24 protein-coding genes are annotated in these 21,721 nt (G+C 26.7%); 10 read left to right on the top strand and 14 right to left on the bottom strand.

The genetic code is table 11. The features are described 5' to 3' along the window. Positions 1 to 170 precede the first annotated feature (170 nt). Entirely contained in the window at positions 171 to 1,028 is an 858-nt protein-coding gene (locus PF569_00605) for a type I restriction endonuclease (GenBank protein MDA3854727.1), read from the top strand. Beyond that, a complete protein-coding gene (locus PF569_00600; GenBank protein MDA3854726.1) occupies positions 1,025 to 3,172 on the top strand; it encodes an HsdR family type I site-specific deoxyribonuclease in 2,148 nt (715 codons plus the stop codon). The genes PF569_00605 and PF569_00600 overlap by 4 nt, the downstream gene beginning before the upstream one ends. A gap of 81 nt (positions 3,173 to 3,253) precedes the next feature. Here the strand turns inward: PF569_00600 and cas1 are convergent, their stop codons facing one another. Both cas1 and PF569_00590 read right to left on the bottom strand, forming a co-directional pair. Continuing rightward, the gene (cas1, locus tag PF569_00595; GenBank protein MDA3854725.1) at positions 3,254 to 4,456 is read right to left on the bottom strand and encodes a CRISPR-associated endonuclease Cas1; all 1,203 of its coding nucleotides are present in this window, start codon (positions 4,454 to 4,456) and stop codon (positions 3,254 to 3,256) included. An 11-nt stretch (positions 4,457 to 4,467) separates the two neighbouring features. Beyond that, positions 4,468 to 4,683, bottom strand: coding sequence for a hypothetical protein (locus PF569_00590; protein ID MDA3854724.1), 216 nt, complete (start codon positions 4,681 to 4,683; stop codon positions 4,468 to 4,470). A gap of 375 nt (positions 4,684 to 5,058) precedes the next feature. Between PF569_00590 and PF569_00585 the strand changes: the two genes are divergently transcribed. The 5 genes from PF569_00585 to PF569_00565 are packed head-to-tail and all read left to right on the top strand — an operon-like array spanning position 5,059 to position 10,473. Then, positions 5,059 to 5,469, top strand: coding sequence for a hypothetical protein (locus PF569_00585; GenBank protein ID MDA3854723.1), 411 nt, complete (start codon positions 5,059 to 5,061; stop codon positions 5,467 to 5,469). After that, positions 5,451 to 7,772, top strand: a complete 2,322-nt coding sequence (locus PF569_00580; protein MDA3854722.1) for a hypothetical protein — start codon at positions 5,451 to 5,453, stop codon at positions 7,770 to 7,772. Before PF569_00585 ends, PF569_00580 begins: the two co-directional genes overlap by 19 nt. Before the next feature lies 1 nt (position 7,773). Then, on the top strand, positions 7,774 to 8,343 hold the full coding sequence (locus PF569_00575) for a hypothetical protein (GenBank protein ID MDA3854721.1): 570 nt from the start codon (positions 7,774 to 7,776) through the stop codon (positions 8,341 to 8,343). Next, a complete protein-coding gene (locus tag PF569_00570) occupies positions 8,273 to 9,403 on the top strand; it encodes an alpha-L-glutamate ligase-like protein (GenBank protein ID MDA3854720.1) in 1,131 nt (376 codons plus the stop codon). The genes PF569_00575 and PF569_00570 overlap by 71 nt, the downstream gene beginning before the upstream one ends. Beyond that, on the top strand, positions 9,394 to 10,473 hold the full coding sequence (locus tag PF569_00565) for a transglutaminase-like domain-containing protein (protein ID MDA3854719.1): 1,080 nt from the start codon (positions 9,394 to 9,396) through the stop codon (positions 10,471 to 10,473). The genes PF569_00570 and PF569_00565 overlap by 10 nt, the downstream gene beginning before the upstream one ends. On the opposite strand, the gene PF569_00560 is transcribed toward PF569_00565, so the two are convergent. Beyond that, positions 10,426 to 10,632: a mechanosensitive ion channel gene (locus tag PF569_00560; protein MDA3854718.1), complete on the bottom strand. Its 207-nt coding sequence runs from the start codon at positions 10,630 to 10,632 to the stop codon at positions 10,426 to 10,428. The two genes, PF569_00565 and PF569_00560, sit on opposite strands and share 48 nt — an antisense overlap. A 9-nt stretch (positions 10,633 to 10,641) precedes the next feature. Next, on the bottom strand, positions 10,642 to 11,097 hold the full coding sequence (locus PF569_00555) for a hypothetical protein (GenBank protein ID MDA3854717.1): 456 nt from the start codon (positions 11,095 to 11,097) through the stop codon (positions 10,642 to 10,644). A 343-nt stretch (positions 11,098 to 11,440) separates the two neighbouring features. Here PF569_00555 and PF569_00550 point away from each other — a divergent pair, with 343 nt between their 5' ends. Then, on the top strand, positions 11,441 to 11,977 hold the full coding sequence (locus PF569_00550) for a hypothetical protein (protein MDA3854716.1): 537 nt from the start codon (positions 11,441 to 11,443) through the stop codon (positions 11,975 to 11,977). A gap of 130 nt (positions 11,978 to 12,107) precedes the next feature. Next, a complete protein-coding gene (locus PF569_00545) occupies positions 12,108 to 12,479 on the top strand; it encodes a hypothetical protein (protein ID MDA3854715.1) in 372 nt (123 codons plus the stop codon). A gap of 41 nt (positions 12,480 to 12,520) precedes the next feature. Here PF569_00545 and pheT read toward each other — a convergent pair whose 3' ends face one another. The 4 genes from pheT to PF569_00525 form a co-directional block, all read right to left on the bottom strand. After that, the gene (gene pheT, locus PF569_00540; protein ID MDA3854714.1) at positions 12,521 to 14,203 is read right to left on the bottom strand and encodes a phenylalanine--tRNA ligase subunit beta; all 1,683 of its coding nucleotides are present in this window, start codon (positions 14,201 to 14,203) and stop codon (positions 12,521 to 12,523) included. A 92-nt stretch (positions 14,204 to 14,295) separates the two neighbouring features. Beyond that, complete coding sequence (locus tag PF569_00535; protein MDA3854713.1) at positions 14,296 to 15,861, bottom strand: phenylalanine--tRNA ligase subunit alpha; 1,566 nt, start codon at positions 15,859 to 15,861, stop codon at positions 14,296 to 14,298. Positions 15,862 to 15,959: 98 nt separating this feature from the next. Continuing rightward, the gene (locus tag PF569_00530) at positions 15,960 to 16,727 is read right to left on the bottom strand and encodes a DUF4405 domain-containing protein (GenBank protein MDA3854712.1); all 768 of its coding nucleotides are present in this window, start codon (positions 16,725 to 16,727) and stop codon (positions 15,960 to 15,962) included. Between the two features lie 40 nt (positions 16,728 to 16,767). After that, positions 16,768 to 16,980, bottom strand: coding sequence for a hypothetical protein (locus tag PF569_00525; GenBank protein MDA3854711.1), 213 nt, complete (start codon positions 16,978 to 16,980; stop codon positions 16,768 to 16,770). Positions 16,981 to 17,179: 199 nt separating this feature from the next. On the opposite strand from PF569_00525, the gene thrH reads away from it, so the two are divergent. Next, positions 17,180 to 17,809 (top strand): bifunctional phosphoserine phosphatase/homoserine phosphotransferase ThrH, encoded by a 630-nt coding sequence (gene thrH / locus PF569_00520; GenBank protein MDA3854710.1) that lies wholly within the window; start codon positions 17,180 to 17,182, stop codon positions 17,807 to 17,809. Here the strand turns inward: thrH and PF569_00515 are convergent. From PF569_00515 to PF569_00490, 6 genes are all read right to left on the bottom strand, one after another. Continuing rightward, a complete protein-coding gene (locus PF569_00515; GenBank protein ID MDA3854709.1) occupies positions 17,799 to 18,320 on the bottom strand; it encodes a hypothetical protein in 522 nt (173 codons plus the stop codon). The genes thrH and PF569_00515 overlap by 11 nt on opposite strands. A 52-nt stretch (positions 18,321 to 18,372) precedes the next feature. Further along, on the bottom strand, positions 18,373 to 19,395 hold the full coding sequence (twy1, locus tag PF569_00510; GenBank protein ID MDA3854708.1) for a 4-demethylwyosine synthase TYW1: 1,023 nt from the start codon (positions 19,393 to 19,395) through the stop codon (positions 18,373 to 18,375). Positions 19,396 to 19,433: 38 nt separating this feature from the next. After that, entirely contained in the window at positions 19,434 to 20,156 is a 723-nt protein-coding gene (locus PF569_00505) for an HAD hydrolase-like protein (GenBank protein ID MDA3854707.1), read from the bottom strand. Positions 20,157 to 20,211: 55 nt separating this feature from the next. Then, a complete protein-coding gene (locus tag PF569_00500) occupies positions 20,212 to 20,727 on the bottom strand; it encodes a peptidylprolyl isomerase (GenBank protein MDA3854706.1) in 516 nt (171 codons plus the stop codon). Between the two features lie 6 nt (positions 20,728 to 20,733). After that, positions 20,734 to 21,222, bottom strand: coding sequence for a peptidylprolyl isomerase (locus tag PF569_00495; protein MDA3854705.1), 489 nt, complete (start codon positions 21,220 to 21,222; stop codon positions 20,734 to 20,736). 134 nt (positions 21,223 to 21,356) lie between these two features. Further along, a complete protein-coding gene (locus tag PF569_00490) occupies positions 21,357 to 21,524 on the bottom strand; it encodes a zinc finger domain-containing protein (GenBank protein MDA3854704.1) in 168 nt (55 codons plus the stop codon). Positions 21,525 to 21,721: the final 197 nt, after the last annotated feature.

Below are 21,721 nucleotides of genomic sequence, written 5' to 3'. Positions count from 1 at the left end.
TTTGTTAGTAAATAAGACTAAAAATTCAAATGAAATATAAAATGTTTCAAAAAATAACTAATCTTTCTTTTAGATAGTAGCTTCAATTTTCCAGATTTTTGGGCAAGAACTTTTTTCTGATAATGTATAAAGCATATATATTTATAAATAAATAATGTGCAAGTAATCTTATGAGTGAGTATTCATCTGTAGAAAAACCAGGCATTGAAGTATTTGAGGAATTGGAATATACCTATATTCATGGAAATACTCATATAAAAGATGGTTTAAGAAAATCTGAGGATGTAATATTGGAACCTTATTTTTTAGAAGCTTTAAAAAGAATTAATCCTGAAGTTCCAGAATCAATTTTAAAGCAAGTTCTTTCAGATTTAAAATATTTAGATGGTGGAACAATTTTTGGAAAAAATAAAGAGTTTCATAGAATTTTAAGAGAAGGGATCACTAAGGAATTTAAAAATACTAAAGGAGAGTTAGATGCTAAACAAATTATTTTAATTGATTTTAAAAATAAAAATAATAACAATTATATTGTATCTAACCAAGTAACGATAAAAGAGCAAAATAAAGACCCAATAAGAACCGACTTAGTAGTTTATATTAATGGCTTACCTATCGGTCTGGTTGAATTTAAAGATCCAGAAGATATTGAAGCTACAGTTAAAGTAGCTTATAATCAAATCCAAGGATATCAAAAAGATTATCCACAACTTTTCTTTTATAATGTTGTAAATGTAATCTCAGATGGTGCAACAGCAAAGGTTGGTTCTTTAACGGCGGATTATTCAAGATTTACAGTTTGGAAATCTTTAAGAATGAAATATCCTGATGGCTATGATGAACAAGAAATTTTAATTAGAGAAATTTTTTCTAAAGATATGATTATTGATATTTTAGATAATTTAGATAATTTTGTTTTATTTGAAGATAATTCTAAAATTGTTGCAACATATTATCAAATAGATGCAGTAAATGAAGCTATAATTAGAACCAAAAAATCTAAAGATGGTAGAGTAGGAGTAATCTGACATACTCAAGGTGCTGGAAAAAGTTTTGTTATGGTTTTCTATGCAAAAAAGTTAAAAAAGAAGAAAGTCTCAACGCCCCAACGATTTTAATTGTTACAGATAGAGAAGATTTAGATGAACAAATTACAAACAATTTTCAAGATACGGGAATGAAATTTTCACATAGGATGGAAAGTATTAAAGATTTAAAAAAACATTTAAGTCAAAGCAAACAAGGTGGAATTTTTTTTACAACTATTCAAAAGTTTCAATTGTTAGAAAAAGAGAAAGCTGAAAAAAAGAAATTTTCTATGTTGAATGATAGAAGTAATATCATTATTTTAGTTGATGAAGCTCATAGAACTCAATATAATAATATGGCTAGAAATCTTGCAAGAGCTTTACCAAAGGCTAAAAGAATTGGATTTACTGGAACTCCAATTGAAATTAATGAAGAAAGAAATACTAGAACAGTATTTGGTCCATTTATTAGTGAGTATACAATTAAACAAGCTGAGGAAGATAAAGTAGTGGTACCAATTTGGTATGACCCTAGAAAACCAAAAGATTTAGAATTAAATATTGAAGAACTTTCAAAAGAAGTAGAAAAATATGTTAAAGATCATACTCCTGAAGCTCAAGAAAATTTTAAGAGAAAATGGAGTAAGATTGATGTGATTTTATCTGACGATAAATTTATTCAAAAAACCGCCGATGATATTGTAAAACATTTTAATGAAAGATATATGAAAGGAAAAGCCATGCTTGTTACAGCTACAAGAGAAATAGCTGTAAAATACAAAGAATACCTTGATAATTTACCAAATGCTCCAAAAACTGGAATTGCAATATCAAAAGGTAATTCCAAAGATCCACAAAAGAAAAAAATTGAAGATGATTGGGAATCCAAAGGTTATTTTAAAGATAAAGAACAAATGAAAGATTTGAGAAAAAACTTTAAAAAAATTGATGAAGAACCTCAATTATTAATTGTTTGTGATATGCTTTTAACAGGTTATAGTGCTTCATGTCTTACAACAATGTATTTTTTAAAACCTATGAAAACTCATAATTTACTTCAAGCAATAGCTAGAGTAAATAGAGTTTATAAAAATAAACCTGCCGGAATTCTCGTTGACTATATTAGTATTGGTGATAAAATTGCTGAAGCAGTAAAAATTTATTCAGGAAAACTTGAAAATGTTATGTTAAATATTAATCAAGCAGTAGATTTATTTCAAAGTAAGTTCAGATTTATTTTCAATAAATATGGAATTCCGAAATCAGACGAATTTAATAACAAATCCGCATTAGAGCTTAGAAGAATTAGGAATATTGTTTTAAAAAATATTACTGCATCAGATGATAACAAGAAATTATTTTTAAAAGAGACATTAGAATTAAAGAAATTATTTGCTATCGTTTCTCCAAGAGAAGAATCTCTCGAAGTTGAAGAAGAAGTAATGTATATACTAGGAATTAGAAATGAAATTGTAAAAAAACTTTCAAATGATAAAGATGTTGTAGAGATTGATAAAGATTTGATGAGAGATCTTGTTTCAAAGCATCTGGAAGTTGGAGATATTGAACATCTTTTAGATTATAGTAGCAAGAAAATTTCAGTATTTTCGGAGGATTTTATTGAAAGTTTAAGAAATTTTGAAGGTAAAAATTTACAAGTTGAAATATTAAAAAAAATCTTAAATGATCAAATTCAAATTAAATTAAATAAAAATATTGTAAAACAACAAAAATTTAAAGATAGATTAACTAAACTAATGAAGGATTATAAAGCTAGATATGTGACTGTAGAAGATTTAATTAAACATTTAATTGATATGGGTAAAGAATTAGATGAAAACCCACATAGACATGTTCAATTAGGGTTGTCTGAGGATGAATTAACATTTTATGATATATTCAAAGAGGAAGAAAAAAATGCTTTAGATGATGATAAAATTAAAGCTATTGTAAAAGATTTAGTTACTTATTTATCTAAAGCAACACAAAGAATTAATTGGACAAATGAAGATGATTTCAAGAAAAAAATTAGAGCTAAAGTCAAAGATTTATTAGCTACTCATGGATTCAAAAGAAGTGAAGCAGAACCAATAATTGTTACGATCATGAAGCAAACAACAAAGCTTTATGCTTCTGAGTTCTAAATTATTCTTAATCTTTTAATCCCAAAATCTTAATCTGTATAACCTGTCTAAACTCTATTTGTCTAACCCTGTCAAACCTTGTCAATCCCAAACCTTAATCCCATTTAATCTCTCTTGTACATGTTTTTTAATCTCAAAAGATCGTTCAGAGTCTACATTTTGCTTTAAATGATGCAAAGAACCCTTAGAAAACCCTAACTCAACCCACTGTTTATAGGTAATTTTCTTAATCTTTTCTCTTACATCATCAGAATCTACTCTGTCAAACCCAAAATCAGGTGTGTTAAAGTCTAATTTAATCCTATTTCCTTGTAAAAACTGCGATAAATCCCTTACTTTTAGCATTAAATGGTAACTCATAGTAATCATCTTACTCTCATACTTAATCTTTTTGTTAAACCCTTTGTTAATCCCTTCAATTAATTTCTTAGCACCAGTTGGTCTTAACCTTAAAGCATAGCTTTCTGTCCTAATAAAATCACTTTTCTTGAAAACATTAGCTTCAAGTAACTCAATTACTATCTTATCTACTAAAAATCTAAACAATTCTTGAAAATCATAAGCCAAACTGTTCTTTCCTATAGTCATATTATGCAAGAATCCTACATGATAGTCTAGACCTGATGCATTGATACATCTCAAACATTCAACTTCAAGTAATGAATATCCATAATTTAACAAACAATTAACTTGATCTGATGCTCCCATAGGTCTTACAGTGTTAACTCTTGATTGAAATTCATACTTAGGAGACATGATTTTAGCAAATTCTTTCCAATACCAAGAAGCAACTAATCCTTCAATATGCATTATCTCCTTTATTGATGAAGCATTCTCTAATTGCTTCTTTTCTCTTTCAATATTTAATGTTATTTCAGGATGTCTTAATTTAATCCAATCAACTAACTCTTCTGTCCTCTTAAACTTAGTTTTAATGAACTCCTTAGCGATTCTTAGCCTTAATTCTTCGTTTTCATATGCTCTGTATTGTAAAAACTTAGTTTTGACTTGTACGCTCTCTGGTGGAAGCATATTTGTTAATAGTTTTCCATCCCAATCAAGAATAGTTATCTGTACATTATGTTTGATTAACCATCTGATTGCATCAATTGATATATTCCCACTACTACCATATACTACAATAGTATCGTATTCAATTCTTTTTGGTAGAAATATATACTCTTGCGGTTTCTCATCTAAAGAGTAAATCCCTTCTCTAATAATTAATTTGGCATTGTCAACCCGAATAGATATTCCATGTCCGTTTAATATTAGTAATTTCATAGTCTATCACCTCATTCATAATAGTAATCAACAATATCAGTCAATGGAATTTTAATTTCAGGATAAAATAGCAAAAAATAGATATTAAGAAAATTAACAAACTTATTCTTAGAAAACATCGAATTAATCCTCTTAACTTTTTGAGTCCTTATTTTTTCAATATTAGTTAATAATTTTTGTTTGTAGTCATCAAATATTAATTCATCTGTTAATCTTTCTTTTTTCAACTTTTTAAATAAACTTTTATCTTTTTCAAGATCTTTTTTATCACCTGTTTTTATTTCTTTAGTCTCAAAACTTTCATATAGTATTCTATGTTGTTTAGTATTTTTTATTCTTGTAATTTCAATATTTATTTTATTATTTATTTTTTTATATATAGTATGTAAAAAGAATTTTTTATTTATAAAACAACCTGTAATAGAAATAATAATTACACCTAATTCTATTTTTGGGATAATTTTTGTGAGATTATTGTTGGTTTTTATAAAGTATTAAATGATTTGTTCTCCTTTTTTTCTTTTTTCTTAAAGTATGGACATACTTAAAACTACTTTAAGGTAACTTGTAATATTTATAAACTATTTATTTATTATTATAGTATGAAATCTAAAAATTTAATAAAAAGGTTATGTGTAGTATTAATTCTACTAATTATACCTTTGTCAATAAGTGCAATTGATATGTCTCAAAATCCAGATATATATTTTAATCCAGATGTATCATTTAAATTAATACAAAATTCTCAAAATATTGAAGAAAATAATTTTAATTCATTAGATGATATTTATTATCATTTATCTATTCTTGAAAATACTGGAAAGTTAAGTGAATTAACAAATGATGAAATAACTTTTTTTAAATTTAAAGTTCAAGATCTTCAAAATGTTGATGGTGGGTTTGGAGATTGGAATAGAGATAGATCTAAAGCTGGTTCAACAAGATTGGCACTAGATACTTTAAAATTATTAAATGCAGACCTAGAAATAAAACTATGGTTATTGATTTTTTAAATAAACTTCAAGTTTTGAATTTAACTTATGGAAATTATGGTTTTAGATCTTCAATTAAAGAGACTGATGCTGATGTTTCAAGTACTTATAATGTAGTATATTCATTAAATTTATTAAACTCTCCAGTTCCTAATAAAAATGGAGTTATTGTATATTTAAAAGATCACCAGAATTTTGATGGAGGTTTTGGTCTTCAAACAAATAGAAAAGCTGAGATTTTTTGGACTTCAACATTAATGCATACAAGAAGAGGTTTGGCGGCATTAGATTTATTAGGAGATATTCCGGATTTTTATGAAGAGGCTATAAATTTTATTAAAAAACAACAATCTGTAAATAGGGCTTTTTCAGATAGTGTAGGAGATACTCCTACAATTTCATCTACATATAATGCAGTTATTGCTTTAGATTTATTAAAAGAAGTCGTTCCTAATACTCAAGGAATTAAAACATTTATAATTAATAATCAAGAAATAAATGGTGGATTTAAAGAACATTCATTAGATACTAAAGAAGGTATTCATACAACATTTTTCGCATTATTTACACTAAATATTTTAAATGAAGATTTTGATAAAGAAAAACCTGTTTCTTATGTAAGTGAACATTTTTCTTCAAGATTAGATGGAGGATTTGGAAATGATCCTGGTTTGGCATCTACTGTTAAATCAACATTTAATGCTATATCTACTTTAAATTTATTAGGTAAATCTCCGATAAATAAGACTCATGCAATTGACTTTTTAAATTCTTTTAAAAATTCAGATGGTGGATTTGGAGATAATGGTATTTCAAATGTTGAGACTACATATAGGGCAGTTTTGGCATTAAATTTACTTGGAGAAAATATAAATAATCCAACTAAAACTATTGAATATGTTAAATCACTTCAAAATGTTGATGGAGGATTTGGATTTGCAAAAGATTATATCTCAAGAGGAAGTTATACTTATAGGGCTTTAAGAGCATTAGAAATATTAGGTTCAGAACCAAATAATAAAATTAAGGCTATTTCATTTTTAAAATTACTTCAAAATTCCGATGGTGGTTTTGGGAATTATATTGGAGAGAGTGATTCGGATTTAGGTTCATCATATAGGGCTATTAGGGCTTTAAATATTTTGAATGAAAACCCAAATAATGTTAATTTTGCTAAAAAATTTATTTTTGATTCATTAAACTTAGATGGTGGATTTAAAAGATCTCCTGACGAGATTGTTTTTCCTGGTAATCACTCAAAAACTATTTTTACTTATGATGCAATTTTATCTCTTTTCTATTTAGAAGATACTTCTATTAATTATGAGACTACTATTAAATATTTAAAAGATTTAAGAAATCCTGATTTAGGTTTTGCACCACAAAAAGATTTCACTTCAGAAATTTCATCAACATTCACCTCACTTTGGACATATTATTATATTTTAAATAATGAATTAAATATAAAACCAAAATTAAAATTTTCAAAAGTTGAAAGAATAATTGATGAAAATTCAAATGCAAAAAGTATTTTTAGTACAAGATATTATGATAATGAATCTCAAATGCCTGAATATGTACATTTAGTTTTAAATAATGAAAAATATTTAATGAAATTTGAAGATGATAATCTTAAAGGTAATTTGTTTACATATACTTCAGATTTGCCAATTGGAGCATATGAATATTATTTTGAAACAACAGACGGAATTAATTTTATTAAATCTAATAAAAAGTATTTTAATATTAGCGCACTTGGCGAGATCCCGAGATTAAATCTTAATGTTAGTTCTAATGAAGGAGACGAGAGTACAATTTTTGGATTTAATGTTAATTTTGATAAAGTTAATTTTAATGATATTGAATATGTTAAAATTAAGTTTAATGATTATGATTGGATAGATATGAATAAAACAAATTCTAGTTATGTTTATGAAACAAATTTAAAATCTGGGATTTATAATTATAAAGTTAAAGCTTATGATGGAATAAATATTTTATCTTCAGATAAGTATCAATTATATGTTTATGGACAAGATGTTAATAAACCTAGTTGGGAAATTTTTGAAAAGATTAATTCTTTAGTTTTAAGTGCTTATAATAAGAGAATTAAATTTGAAGATGTTGAGAAAACTATTATTGAAGGAAATTTAATTTGGAAAGTTAATTTAAATAATGATTTTGCATATGTAGACTATAAAGGAAATAATTTTTATGAAATAACTAAAAATAGTAATAGTAATATTTTATATTATATAATAGGAGGAGTTTTATTAACTTTAATTATTCTTGCTACATTTTTATTAAAAAAAAAAGGAAACTAAAATGAATAAATCAGAAAAATTAAATTTAGGTATTTATTTTGCAATATTATTATCTTTAATTTTTTGGATAAGGTATAATCTTGATTTTATGAAACCAATTCTTGAGAATTCAACATTATTTTTTCAATTAATGGTTGCAGTTTTAATTATTGCTTTTGTAAGAAATATTATAGGTATAAAAACTTATGGAGTTTTTGGGCCTGCAATTATTATTTTTGGGATATTAAAATCAGGATTAGGGTTATGGTTAGGTTTTATTGTTTTTTTTAATATCTTTCTTGTTGCAATGATTTTAAGTTTAGTTTTATATCCACTTAAAATCTCTTCAAGTTATAGGGTTGCAATTATAATTAGCTCATTAGTTACTTTTATTACAGTATTTGAATTAATAGGAGAATTATTTCATTTGCAAATTTTTGAGAGTGCAATATTTTTTCCAGTTTTAATCACGGCTTGGTTTGCAGATAGATTTATAGTTCAAGTAAAAGAGATTGATTGGATTGAAACTTCTAAAAAAATTAATTGGGACAATTATTACAATATTTATAGTATATTTTGTTTTAACTTATGAAATTTTAATTAGTTTTATTGCCTTAAATCCTGAAACTTGGATTTTGTTAATAGGAGCTAATTTTTACTTGGCATTAAAATCAGATTTAAGATTATTTGATAATTTGAGATTTAATAATTTGTTTAAAAAATTAAAAAATAAAAAAGATGTTTTAAGTTTAAATGAGAGAAATAGAGAATATATTTCTAAGTATAATCCAATAAATCTTTTCTCTAGTTTAAATAAAGATGATATGAAAATTAGTTTTCATCAATTAGGCATCCCTACTCCGAAAACTTATATGTTTATTGAGTGTGAAGAAGATTTAGAGAATTTATATAACTCAATTTATGATAAGAAAAGTTTTGTAATAAAACCGACAAAAGGTTTAGGAGGTGAAGGAATTTTAGTTATAGATAAAAAAGAAGGTAGTTTTTATATTAAAGATAAAGAGATTACTTTTGATGAAATTAAAAATCATATTAAACAGATTTTAGAAGGTCAATATTCGAACGATAGTGAAGATAAAGCAATAATTGAAGAAAAAATTATTGTTGCAAAAGAATATTCTAAATATTTTTATCCAGGAGTTTTTGATATTAGAGTTATTGTTTTTTGTGGATTTCCAGTAATGGCTATGATGAGGATTCCTACTAAAGAATCAAAAGGTTTAGCAAACATCCATAAGGACGCAATTACTGTTGGAGTAGACATTGGGTCAGGAAAATGTGTTAATCCTCAATGGAAGTCGCATGGAGGGTCTTTAAAGTATCATCCAGATACTAATTTTGATTTAACTAAAATACATATTTCTAATTGGAATGAGATATTAAAAATATCTTGCCTTGCTCAAGGTGCAAGTAAGTTAAATTATGCGGGAGTTGATGTTGCAGTTAGTAATAATGGTCCATTAATTTTAGAAGTAAATAAAAGACCTGGGCTTGAGATACAAAATGCTAATATGCAAGGGCTCCTTAAAAGATTAAAATTTATTGAAGATAAATTATCCTCAATTAGATTTTTAGATATTAAAGATAGAATTGAGTTAGTTAAAAAATATAATAAAGAAAAATGGGAATAAAAAAAGAGTTAATTATAACTGTAATTGTTTTGTGTTTGTTCATAACAGGAGGTTTTATATTTTCTAAGACTGATAAAATAGACACTTATGAACAAAAAGAGATTAATTTAACATTAAATGTTTATGTAAATAATATTGGTTCGGCTCCTGCTTTAAATGTTCCTTTAAGATTAGCTTTACCTACTAATCAAAATGAATATCAAATTGTGAAAAATATTAATTTTTCAAAAGAACCTGAAAAAATTACAGAAGATATTATTGGAAATAAATTTGCTCATTATACTATTGAACAAGTAGACCCATTTTCATCAATAAATTTCACAATAAATATCTCTTTATTGATGAAGGCTACTGATTTTAATATTCAAAAAGATGATATTAAGAATTATGATGAAGATGTAAATAAATTTATTTTAGAAAGTTCAATGATTAATTACAGGGAGCCAGAAATTCAAAATATAGCTAATATTATATCTCAAAATTCTAGCAATATTGTTGATATTGCTTGGAATTCTTATGAGTGGGTTATTGACAATATTAATTATCAACAAATAGCTGGAGAAAATGATGCTTTAACTACTTTAAAAAATAGGGAAGGTGGTTCTGCAGAACTAGGAAATTTATATGTTGCTTTACTTAGGGCCAATGGAATTCCAGCAAGAAGAGTTTCAGGATGGGGTAAAAACTTTCAATTAGGTGAAGAATATCATTTAGCTAAATTTGCCCATGGTTGGGCAGAATTTTATCTTCCAGATTATGGTTGGGTGCCAGTAGATCCAACTTGGGGTCAAAATAAAAAATTTGATTATTTTGCAAAGACATATCCTTCCCATATTGTAATGACTAAAGGGAGTGATATACATTTTTTAAAAAGGGGATTATTTACAAAACCTTATGGTGATACAACTATTAAAACAGATTATGTTGTAAAAGTTAATAGTTATCAAACTCAAAACTTATCTTATAAAAGGACTATTATGTATAATTTATTATTTTTAGGTCCTCTATTTTTTGTTTTATTTTTAATATCTCAAAAAAGAAGACAAAGAAAAATATATGAAAAAGCTTAAATCTCCTTTCTTAAATGGCTTATCAATATAAATAGAAATAGAAGCAAAAATATCTGCTAAAACATTTTGCAAAGCAAAAGCTACTGCCAAACCACCAATACTAAGTCCAGCAAGCAAAGTTGTAACATCAAACCCTAAATTAGACACAAAAAATAAAATAGCAACAATTCAAATTAAAATTTTTAAAAAAACATCAATAAAATGAATAAAAGAAGGATCAAAATCTTTATCCTTTTTCTCTTCTTTAATAATTACTCTTTGCGCCATAACACTAATTAATATATGAACAACTTTAACTAAATAAAATAAAATAACTACAAGGAATAAAATATCAAAAAATCTTGTGAATCTTGGACCAAAATTAATATTTATTAAAAAAAGATAAACAGGTAAAACCATAAAAAATCCATAACCTACAGTTTGCCTAATAAAATTTATTTTTTCTTCTATTTTCCTAACTTTTAAATTTTTAAAAAATATAGATGTTCTATTACTTCCTAAAATTTTTAAAAGATATAAAAATATAAAAGATATGAAAAATATAATAAGCGCTCTAATAAAATCACTTGAACTATTATTTTGTAATATAAATGTTATGCTTTCTTGAAGACTATTTAAAATCATAATAAAAATCTACAACTACTAATATAAAAACTTTATCCTTAAATTGATGGTAGTAGTGGAAATATGTTAATTGATGTAATTATATGTTTTATCTTGATATAATATAATTGTGTTTTGATTATATAAAATTATTAAACTCTTGGATTTGATTTTTTAAACTTCTAAAATATTTACCAATAAATTAATTTTATCTTATTAATTTATAAATTGAATGTTAAAAAATCAGAAAAAGTCCAAAAAACGATGGATATCTATATACCTCTCATTTGCTATATTCTAACTTAGATATTTAATCACTATTCAGTAATGTTTATAATCAATATTGTATTCTAAATTAATTATAATGACAGAAGACTATATTATTCAGCATCCAAAAAGGTTACCATCTCAAAGAAGAAAGGTTTCTGAATATGATAGAATTAAATTTAGTCTGAGTCCATTAGGGGATGATTTTTATATTGGGAAGAGTTTAGAATTATCGAATAATCCAGATGAGAGAATATTATTAGCATTGTTATTTTTTGGAAGAAAAGTTGAAGATAAATTTTATCTTTTAGAAATGAACCCTACATTGAAGAGCTCGGAGATTTTTTTTAGTTTTTTACATGTTTTGGATACCCAGAGTTGCGATAAGAAAGAAGGTTTACTTGGTAATACTTACAATTGGTTGCCTTATAAGAGAAAGATTATTGACATTAATAAACAATTTAGTTTTAAGAGTGTAGATTCAGTTTTGGAAGATATATTAAGTAATGTTACTTTAGAGAATGTAAAAGACATTTTGAGTTATGACAATTTGAATGAAGTTGTAACATATAAGGGAGCTCATTGGAATAATGATACTTTGATTAGGTCATGCAGTGATTCTCATTTATTTTGATAATATTATTTCTTTTAGTTTTTAGAGTGGCTTTTACTGTGATTTTTCAGCCTAAGTATATGCACAACCTTTATAATTACTGATTTTCATTAGTATATACAACATTTTGATTTGTTGGAGATATTATAAAATGACAAAGGAAAAGAAATCTTCAAACGTTATGGCTAAAGTTGGTAGTTGGGCCTTTTTAATAGGTTTAATTATTGCCTTAGTTATTGGTTTTTTTGATAGTTGGACTATTTATCCTACATTAGTCTCAATTTTGATAGTTTTAGGTTTAATTGTGGGATTTTTGAATGTTACAGGTCACGAGTCTGGAATGTTTTTACTAGCTAGCGTTTCTATGGTTGTAGTTATGTTTTTTGGTGGAAGCGTTATTGGAAATGTTCAAGTTGTTGGAGGTTATCTTGCAGGAGTTATGAATTCTATGATGATATTTATTGTTCCTGCGACGATTGTTGTTGCTTTGAAAGCGATTTTTTCGCTTGCATATGCTGAATAATTTAATTTATTTTAATTCTTTAAGTATAAAAAAGTTTTTAATTATTTTAATTCAAAGATTTTATCTAAGTTTATTTCCATTGAACTTATAGGTACTAGTAGTCCAAAGTTTTCTAAAATTTGTGGATGTAGTTCTCCAATGTATCCTACTTTATGACCTCTTACAAAAATATCTGCTTGTCTTCCATCTATTAGAAAATTCAAATTACTTTCTTTTATTTCAAATTCTATTTCATTTAATTTCATTAATGTGTCAAGGATTCCTTTTATTGAAGTATAATTTGATTTTGGGTCTGCAATTGAGACTGAAAGATTGAATTGATTTTTAGCCCCAGTGTCGCATTCTTTATCTAATTGAACAGTTATCCCATTTTCGAATACTTTTTGAGGGTATTTATTTTTCCTATTTCTGTTAAGTGATGTTAAATTGTCAGGTAGGATTTGACTTCTTACCATATTTATTCCTTGCTCTGCACTATCATTAATTTTCATGTATTCTTCTTTTTCTTCTACAATATTCATTTTCTTGAAATGCTCAGTAGTTGAAGTTATTGAATAAGTGTATAATTCTAAGAATTCTAATTTAGTCATTGTGTCTGAAATTTTCTCTTTGAATTGTGAAAATTCTAAAGTTTCTCCAACTGAAGATATATTAGGAAATGTAGGATTTATATTCTTATATCCATATGCTCTTGCTAAATCATCTGCAATATCTACATCATGCCAGACATCAGTTCTAAAGATTGGAATTTCAATTTTGATTTTTGAACCTTCAATACTTTTTAGTCCAAACATCATTCTATTTAAATATTTTTCAACTTCTTCAGGTTTCAAATTGAATCCGATTAGTTTGTTAGCATAATCTAGATCAAATTCATCAGAAAAGCTGTTTAAATCAAGCGTGTATTTCTCATTATCTCCTTCATAGATTACTTCCATGCTTTGAGCTTTAGCTCCCATATCAATTAGAGTTGTTATAAGAATTTTTAGTACATTATCAAGGTGGTTTAGGTTGTGACCAGAGCATTCAATGAATAAGTCTTTATGATTTAGTTCAACTCGTCCAGTGTCATGTGAATTGATAACTGGAGGCATACTTAATACTTTTCCAGAGTTATCTCTAAATACAGGATATGTTTTAAGACCATCTAATAGATGAGCATATTTCTTTCCAGTATCATGTTCTTTTAATATTTCATGTCCATTCATTTCTTTGGTTGATTCAAGAGGTTGAAATTTTATATTTTTAGGATCTTCACTTCCGTATGTTATAGGGAATTCAATTTTGTCTATAGGGTAAATTCCAATTGCTGCTTTTTTTCTGTTACGACCAAATGAGTCATGGATTTTTTCTTGAATTTCGATAATTTCATCTAGGAATGCTTGAGACATTGGAACATCTCTAATTATTGCTGCAACAGTTTTTGGTCTAGATTTTTTTGCGGATGATTTCACAATTAATTTTTCTCCAGAATCTTCAATGCTATATTTAGGAATTTGTGTTTCAATTTCTCTGTAATATTTTATTGCTCTTCCGATTCCAACTGCTGAGATCATATCTAATTTTTCTGCAGTGATTTCTATTTTTAATTCAGGATCCTCACCTTCACTATCTCCTTTAATGTCCATACCCATATCAACTAAAGTTTCTTTGATTTCTTCAACACTTAATTCTTTTCCAACATATTTATTTATTTGAGATTGTTTTGCTAGTACTAAAACCATTTTAATATTTTACCTCCGTAAATTTTAAAATGACACATTGAATCTTAGATTCAGTTGTGCCTGAATTTGTAAACTTAGTTTGCAGATTCATTTTATTTTTTACCTCCTTTATTTACTATTGTTCTGTTCATTAGTGGCCTTGTTTTTAACCATTCTAAATCGCAAGTTGTTCCAGTTAGTTCTCTTAGGTTGTTTGCTTTTGATAGTAGAGCTGCAACTCTTGTTGCTCCCATTCCCCATGCTATAATTGTTTTATTTTCAAGTCCTAGAGGTTTTAGAGTTTCAGGTCTAAATATTCCTGAATTAATTAGGGCATACCATTTATCCATTTTAGGGTCATAGTAGTGAGCTTCCATTGATGGCTCTGTATATGGGTTGAATGTTGGTTTGAATCTAATTTGAGTAATTCCAAGTTTTGCATAGTATTCTTTTACAAATCCCATTAAATCAGCTAGTGATAGATTGTCTCCGATAATAAATCCTTCAGCTTGGAAGAATTCTGCAAGATGCGTTGCATCGATTGCTTCGTTTCTAAAGTTATGAGCACAGTAAAAATATTTACCATTGATATCTTCTCCTCTTTTTTCTTTTTGAGATAATTCATGAAGTGTTCTAAATGTTGTTGCAGTTGAGTGTGTTCTTAGAATTCTTCTTGAAGTTATTTCATCACTAAAGTCATCTTTTGCAGTATGAGTTCTTTTGATTCCTTCTTCATGCATTGTCTTAACTTTTTCTTTATAATCTGTAGGAACTTTTGCTTTTCCATCTAGAAAGAATGTGTCTTGGTCATCTCTTGCAGGGTGGTCTTGAGGAATCCATAGAGCATCAAAACACCAAAATTCACTCTCAATAATTGGTCCTTGCATTTCTTTGAAACCCATCTCAACAAATACATCTCTAATTACATTATTTGCTTCCATCATCGGATGTCTTCTTCCAATATCTAAAATAGGTACTTCTAAGTCTGCTTTGTAGTGTCTAAATTCTTTGTCTTTCCAAGAACCTGTTTTTAACATACTTGTATCTAGTGCTTCAATTAAGTCTAAATTTAGGTATTTTGATTTAATCTCAGTTGTGATATCTTTACCTTTGTTAGTGTAGATAATTTCATATTTTATTTTATTATATTTTTTTAAGAATCCTTTTCTTTGTTTGAAGTTTTCAAATGTTTCTTGTTGTTCTTTATTCATTAAAATCTCAATTACTTCTGTTTTGAAATTATTTAGTGGATTGTATGATTCTTTAAGAAATTTTTTAGCATTTTCTGTTGCGCTAAGAATCATTTCACCATCATTTTTGATATCAATTAATTTTTCTTTTTTTAATATACCTAAGGCTGCAGAAATTTCATCTTTGTCTAGTTTGATTTTAGACATTGCTTTTGGTTTATCAATTATTTCTTTTAGAAGTTTTGTTTCAGGTAAATCTCCTTTTACAAACTTTTCTCCAAATTTGTCAAGACTTATATAAGTAGTTTCTAATTTTTCAACAATTACATATTTTTTTTCTTCAAGCATACTAATTGCTGTGTTTACTTCTGCTTCACTAAGGTTAGTTTTTTTTGAAATTTCGTTTATATCTTTTAGTTCAATTTCAGGTAAAACTTTCCTCTCTAGAGGGTGAAGTGAGTAGATTATTTTTTTGAGTTCTTCAGTCATATCTTTTTGACATCTTTTTGATTTTTAAACTTTATTGTTTTTAGGTTTAGAATTAGTTATTTTAAGCTAATTAAAAGTTTTTATTTTTATTTTTTTCTTCAAAACATTACTTTAAAATATCTTAAATGTTTTAGAACATGCAGTATTGATAAAACTGCCATTACAATTCCTAATTCTACATGCCAATATAATATGTTAAATGGCATGTCAAATGCAATACCATAATTTATTCTAATTACTAAAAGGATTCCTGTGATTCCTGCGATTAGAAAACTTAAAAGAAGCATTATATTCCAGAATCTTAAATGGTTGATGTATTTGATTTGTTTTGCTTTGCTTAATGTAAATGTAAATGCATACATCAAAAATATTAATAATGTTAATAGTATGAATTCATATTTAGGTGTTATATTTATTTGTGTTTCTTCTACTGCAGTTTGGGTGATTGTTGTTCCTGTTTTTAGGGCATTTGCTACATCTTTTGCAATTGATGGTTCAACACCGTAATTGTCATGTAGAAGTTGAAATGAAGTTTGTGGTTCAATGTTATTTATGCCAAATTGATCTCTTAGAGCGTGAGCGTATGTGTGTGAATTAATACCATAAATATTTGCGACTTCTTCTACAGTTTTTGTTTTTAGTTCTTGACCTGTGATTAAATCATGAGTTTCATCTATTGTAATTGTTTGTTCTTCAGATAAGTCGCAGATTTTATTTGAATCTTGATCTATGTAGAGTGTACATGTTCCAGGGAAAGGTTCATTGACTTCTCCATATGGACAAGATGTTGTTTGAGAAAATCCAATTGATATTAACATTAATAATGATATTAACATGAAAGAGAAAATAGTTCTTTGTTTGTTCATAAATAATTTTTATAAAAAGAATATTATAAATGTTTTGAATTTATTTACAAAACATTTTTTTAAAAATAGGAATTGATAGAATTATTGCAGCTACTGCATACCAATACCAGTCTAGTTTGAATACAAGTTCTCTAAAAGCTCCCCAACCAGTTACTAATGCAAGTGTTGAGAAGAGTACTGTTAATTTTAATAATGATACATCGTACCATTTCATTTTTTTTGTTAGTTTTTCTGTTAATTGAAATAAGTTCATGATAAGGATTTAGAGTATTTTATTTATTTAAAGCTTTGTATGAACTTGTGAAAACAATAGTCTAGGAATTGAAAATTCCTACGATACCTAAAATTTATTTTATAAATTTTTTAGTATCTTAGAAAAATTATAATTTTTCTTGAGTTTGTATATATTTGTCAAGAGGAATATTTATAAGTTGTAATCTTGGAAAATATTTATGAATATAGTATGTGCTGATTTAGAGGGCGTGTTTATTCCTGAGATTTGGGTTAATGTTGCCAAAAAAACTGGAATTGAAGAGTTGAAAATGACTACAAGAGATGAACCTGATTATGATAAGCTTATGAAAATGAGACTTGAAATAATTGAAAAAAATGGTTTAACTATTAAGGATATTCAAGATGTGATTGAAACTATGGAACCACTTCCTGGTGCAAAAGAGTTTTTAGATTGGCTGAGGGAAGAGAATCAATTGATTATTTTATCAGATACTTTTATGGAGTTTGGAATGCCATTTATGAGAAAATTAAGGTTGCCTACTTTGTTTTGTCATGAGTTGGAGATTAGCGGAGAAGGAAAAATTACTGATTATAAATTAAGGATGCCTAATCATAAGAAAGAGGCGGTGCAAAGATTTAAGGAATTAAATTATCAAGTTATTGCTTTTGGAGATTCTTATAATGATACTAATATGTTAAAGATTGCCGATATTGGATTTTTATTTATGCCTCCTCAAAATGTGATTGATGAGTTTCCACAGTTTCCTGTTGCAAATAATTATGAAGAATTAAAAGTATTAGTTAGTGAAGCATTGAAAGGACTTAATTTATCTCACATTAATAATTAACACTAAGATTTCTTTTAGGGAGTAAAATGTCTCCGCCAAGTTCAATAAAATCTTTCTTAAAATATTTAAGCCATGTATCAAGATATCCATTTAATCTTTTATCTTGTTGAAAAACATCGAAGAACTCTTCACTAAACTCACGAATTAACTCTTCAAAATCATGAGTTTCGATAGATTTCATATTTGAAAAAAGTGTAGTAGGTTTTTTAGCATGATTATTCTCAACATAAAATGTATCTCCTATTTTGTAATACCTAAATCCTTCTTTATTAATATCATCAGTACCAAAAACTATTCTTTGACTATCATCGCTAGTACCAATAGATGTATTTATTAATTTAGTATATAAAAAATCTTTATGATCTCTGCCTTGTTCACCAATAATTGCCTTTAGAACTCTCAAATCTGACTTTGGATGTTTATAAGATGAACTATATTTAACTGTCTCATCTCCTTGATTAATATCTATACAAGTTATTCTATCAATTAAACCTCTTCGAGCTGCTTTCATAGATAAATTACAAACTTATAAATTTATAAACTTTACTCGTATATTTATTTAATTAATTATGGTTCTCAAATTTTTCAATTTTTAATGTGTATGGGGAATCCTTTCTTCTTAGTAATAATATTAATGAATTGTTCATTTCTCCTTCTATTTCATAATTTCCTAAATAATCACAAATCTTTTTGGCAAATTCTTGAACATCTTCCCATTCAGGCATTTGGTCTCTTGTATGTCTATTTCTTGAAAGACCTAAGTACATATAAGCTTTTACTTCAATTATATCAGCTTTTGATTTTTCAATTAGTTCTTTGTAACCTTTTAAGTCAGATTCATTATCATTTAATCCTTTTATCTGGGTCATCCTTATGACTTTTCTACAATTTATTTTGGACATGTTTTCAAGAGATTGGTTTAATCTTTCCCAACCATCTTTGTATAATGATTTGTTTACTTTATCAAATATTTCAGGAGTTGATGCATCAAGTGAAATGTAGAGTTGTGTTGGTTGATATTGTAGATTTCCTTTTAGTTTTTCAAAGTATTCTGGTTCTTGTCCATTGGATACTACAAATATTGTTTCAGTTCTTTCTAATTTTTTAAGATACTCGACCATTTCAGGTAATTTGGGGTACATTGTAGGCTCTCCACTAAGAGATATTGAGTAATGTGTAGGAATTTGTGCATCTTTGAATTTTTCTTTGTTTAAATCGTTGTGACCACCAAATCCATTCATTAGTTTTTGTCTTTTTAGAATTAAATTTTCAATTATTTCTTTTGGTTCATCTACTTCTTCTTTTTTTATTGTAAGATTTTTCATGTATTCCATTGGTCTCCAACAAAAAGTACAGTTTTGTTGACACCACATTACTGTTGGCGCCATTTCCATACATGAATGACATCTGATTCCATAGAATCTTTCTTTATAACATACTCCTTTTCCTGTTAGAGCTTTTTTATTCCAAGAACATATTTGAACTGCAGAATGATTATATACACCGTATTGTTTTTTGATTAAACTTTCTTCAACTTTAGGAGTAAGTCTTAGTTTAGGAGAATTATTTTCTTCATTGTTTGACATAATATGAATAATTTATTGTATTTTATAAAGATTTTTGATTATTGTGTATGCTCTAATAGTTCGGAGAGATCATTTAATATTGGCCTAGTTATTTTAAAGCAATTAAATGTATCTTCAATTTCATTAAAACTGTAGGATTTTACTAAAAAAGATTCAAAGCCTACATGATAAGAAGTTAAAACATCATCTCTAAATTTATTTCCAACCATATATACATTACTAAAACCAATTTTTTTTATTTTCTTTTTAATTTTTTTATAGAAAATTAAGTCTTTTGCATTTCTTCTAAGATAATTATTAATTTTTCCTGTTATAAAAACAAATTTAGTATCAAAATATTCTTCAATATTAATTCTAACTAATTTGTCCCATTGTCTAAATTCTTTTCCTGAAGAACAAATACCTAAAGTATATCTTCTATTTTTTAATTCTTTTAATGTTGTCTTGACATTATTACATTCTATCATCTCAGAATTAGTATTATGATGATGCATTACACATTTCACAACTAATTTAATTACATCTTCTCTAGGCAGTCCTAAAGAGTACAGTAGTTGGTCATATATGTGGGAGTTTCCGGTATCTTTTCTATAAATTTTATCAACTAAAGAATTTAATTCATCAAAACTGTATTCTAATTTATAATCTTTTTTTAGCCATATTCTTAGATTGTTTAAACTTGCATTTCTAGATTTAATTTTGTAATCATGATTATCAAATAGAGTATCATCAATGTCAAACAAAATTAATTTATTATTCATAAGAAAAATTGAAGACTAGAATTTATAATGGTTAGTAATTTAATAATAAAATTAATTAATTTTTGATATATGCCTTGATGATTTCAATATCTTCAAGAGGTCTATCTGAACCTGTTGTTCTTACTTTTGAGATTGCATCTACAATTTCCATGCCTGAAGTAACTTTACCAAATACTGGATGTTTGGATGAAGCAGGAGCTTTGTCCCAATCTAGGTTAGTATTGTTTACAGTATTAATGAAAAATTGTGATCCTCCAGAGTTTGGACCTGAATTAGCCATTGAGAGAGTTCCTCTCTTGTTTGATAATCCTTCAATGAATTCATCTTGAATTGCATAACCAGGACCACCAGTACCCCATCTGTTAGTCATTGAGTTGTTCTTAGATAGAGGGTCTCCACCTTGAACCATAAAGTTAGGGATTACTCTGTGGAATTTAGTTTTGTCGTAAAATCCTTCTTCAACCAATTTCTTGAAGTTTCCTGCTGTCATTGGACTCTCATCTAAGAATAGTTCAATTTCTATGTTTCCTTTTGTAGTTTCAAATACTACTATTGTTTTATCGTTTTCCATTTTTTCTTAATTTAACTGATAAGCTCTTTTTATAATCACATCTTCTTGTGGCCAATTTGCCTGTTGAGCTTTTGTTGTAGTCTCAACATTCCTTATTTGATTTACAACATCCATTCCAAGAATAACTTTTCCAAATACAGCGTATCCTGGATTTTGTGGACTTTCAAAATTTAATTGTGAATTATTTTCAACATTTATGAAAAACTGACTTGTTGCACTATTTGGTACATTAGTTCTTGCCATAGCAATTGTTCCAATATTATTTTTTAAACCATTGTAAGATTCTAAAACAATAGGTGATTTTGTTTCTTTTTGTGTTGTGTCTGGTAAAAACCCTCCTCCTTGAATCATAAAATTACCTATTACTCTATGAAAGATAGTCCCATCATAAAAACCTTCATTTACATATAATAAAAAATTTTGAGTAGTAATTGGTGCATTTATCTCATCTAATTCAATATGAATATCTCCAAAGGAAGTTTCTAAGACTACAATTGTTTGATTGTTTTCTTCTGTTAATATAAGACTTACAAGAATTGCACTTAAAATTATAATTAATGCTATAAAAGAATATACTAAAAGTTTTACAAACTTTAAAGTTTTTGAATTCATTTTAGAAATTTATTTGTTTAAGGTCCAATGAAACCACATTTTGGACAAACATACTCTTTAGAGAGTTCTCTTGCTTTTCTACTTCTTGAAATTTCAGTCTCACCACAAGCAGGACATTTAAAACTAACACATCCTGGTTCGTTTACGAGTTTATTACCGTATTCATCAAATTTTGCTTCTGTCATATTAAAAAAGAAATAGAACTCATTTATAAATTTAATTAATTGAAGTTGATTTTTTATTTGTGTTTATTGTTTTATTATTGGGCTTTATCCGAAGTAGATTTATAAAGTTCAAATTTCTTTAATTATTATGATTCGTAAACTTGTACAAAAACAAATAATTCCTCACGAGAATTCTTTTCGTCAAGAATTAAATAAGA

The organism is Candidatus Woesearchaeota archaeon, assembly GCA_027858315.1.
Taxonomy (GTDB): Archaea; Nanobdellota; Nanobdellia; order Woesearchaeales; family UBA583; genus UBA583.
This window is presented reverse-complemented; position numbering and strand designations above follow the sequence as displayed.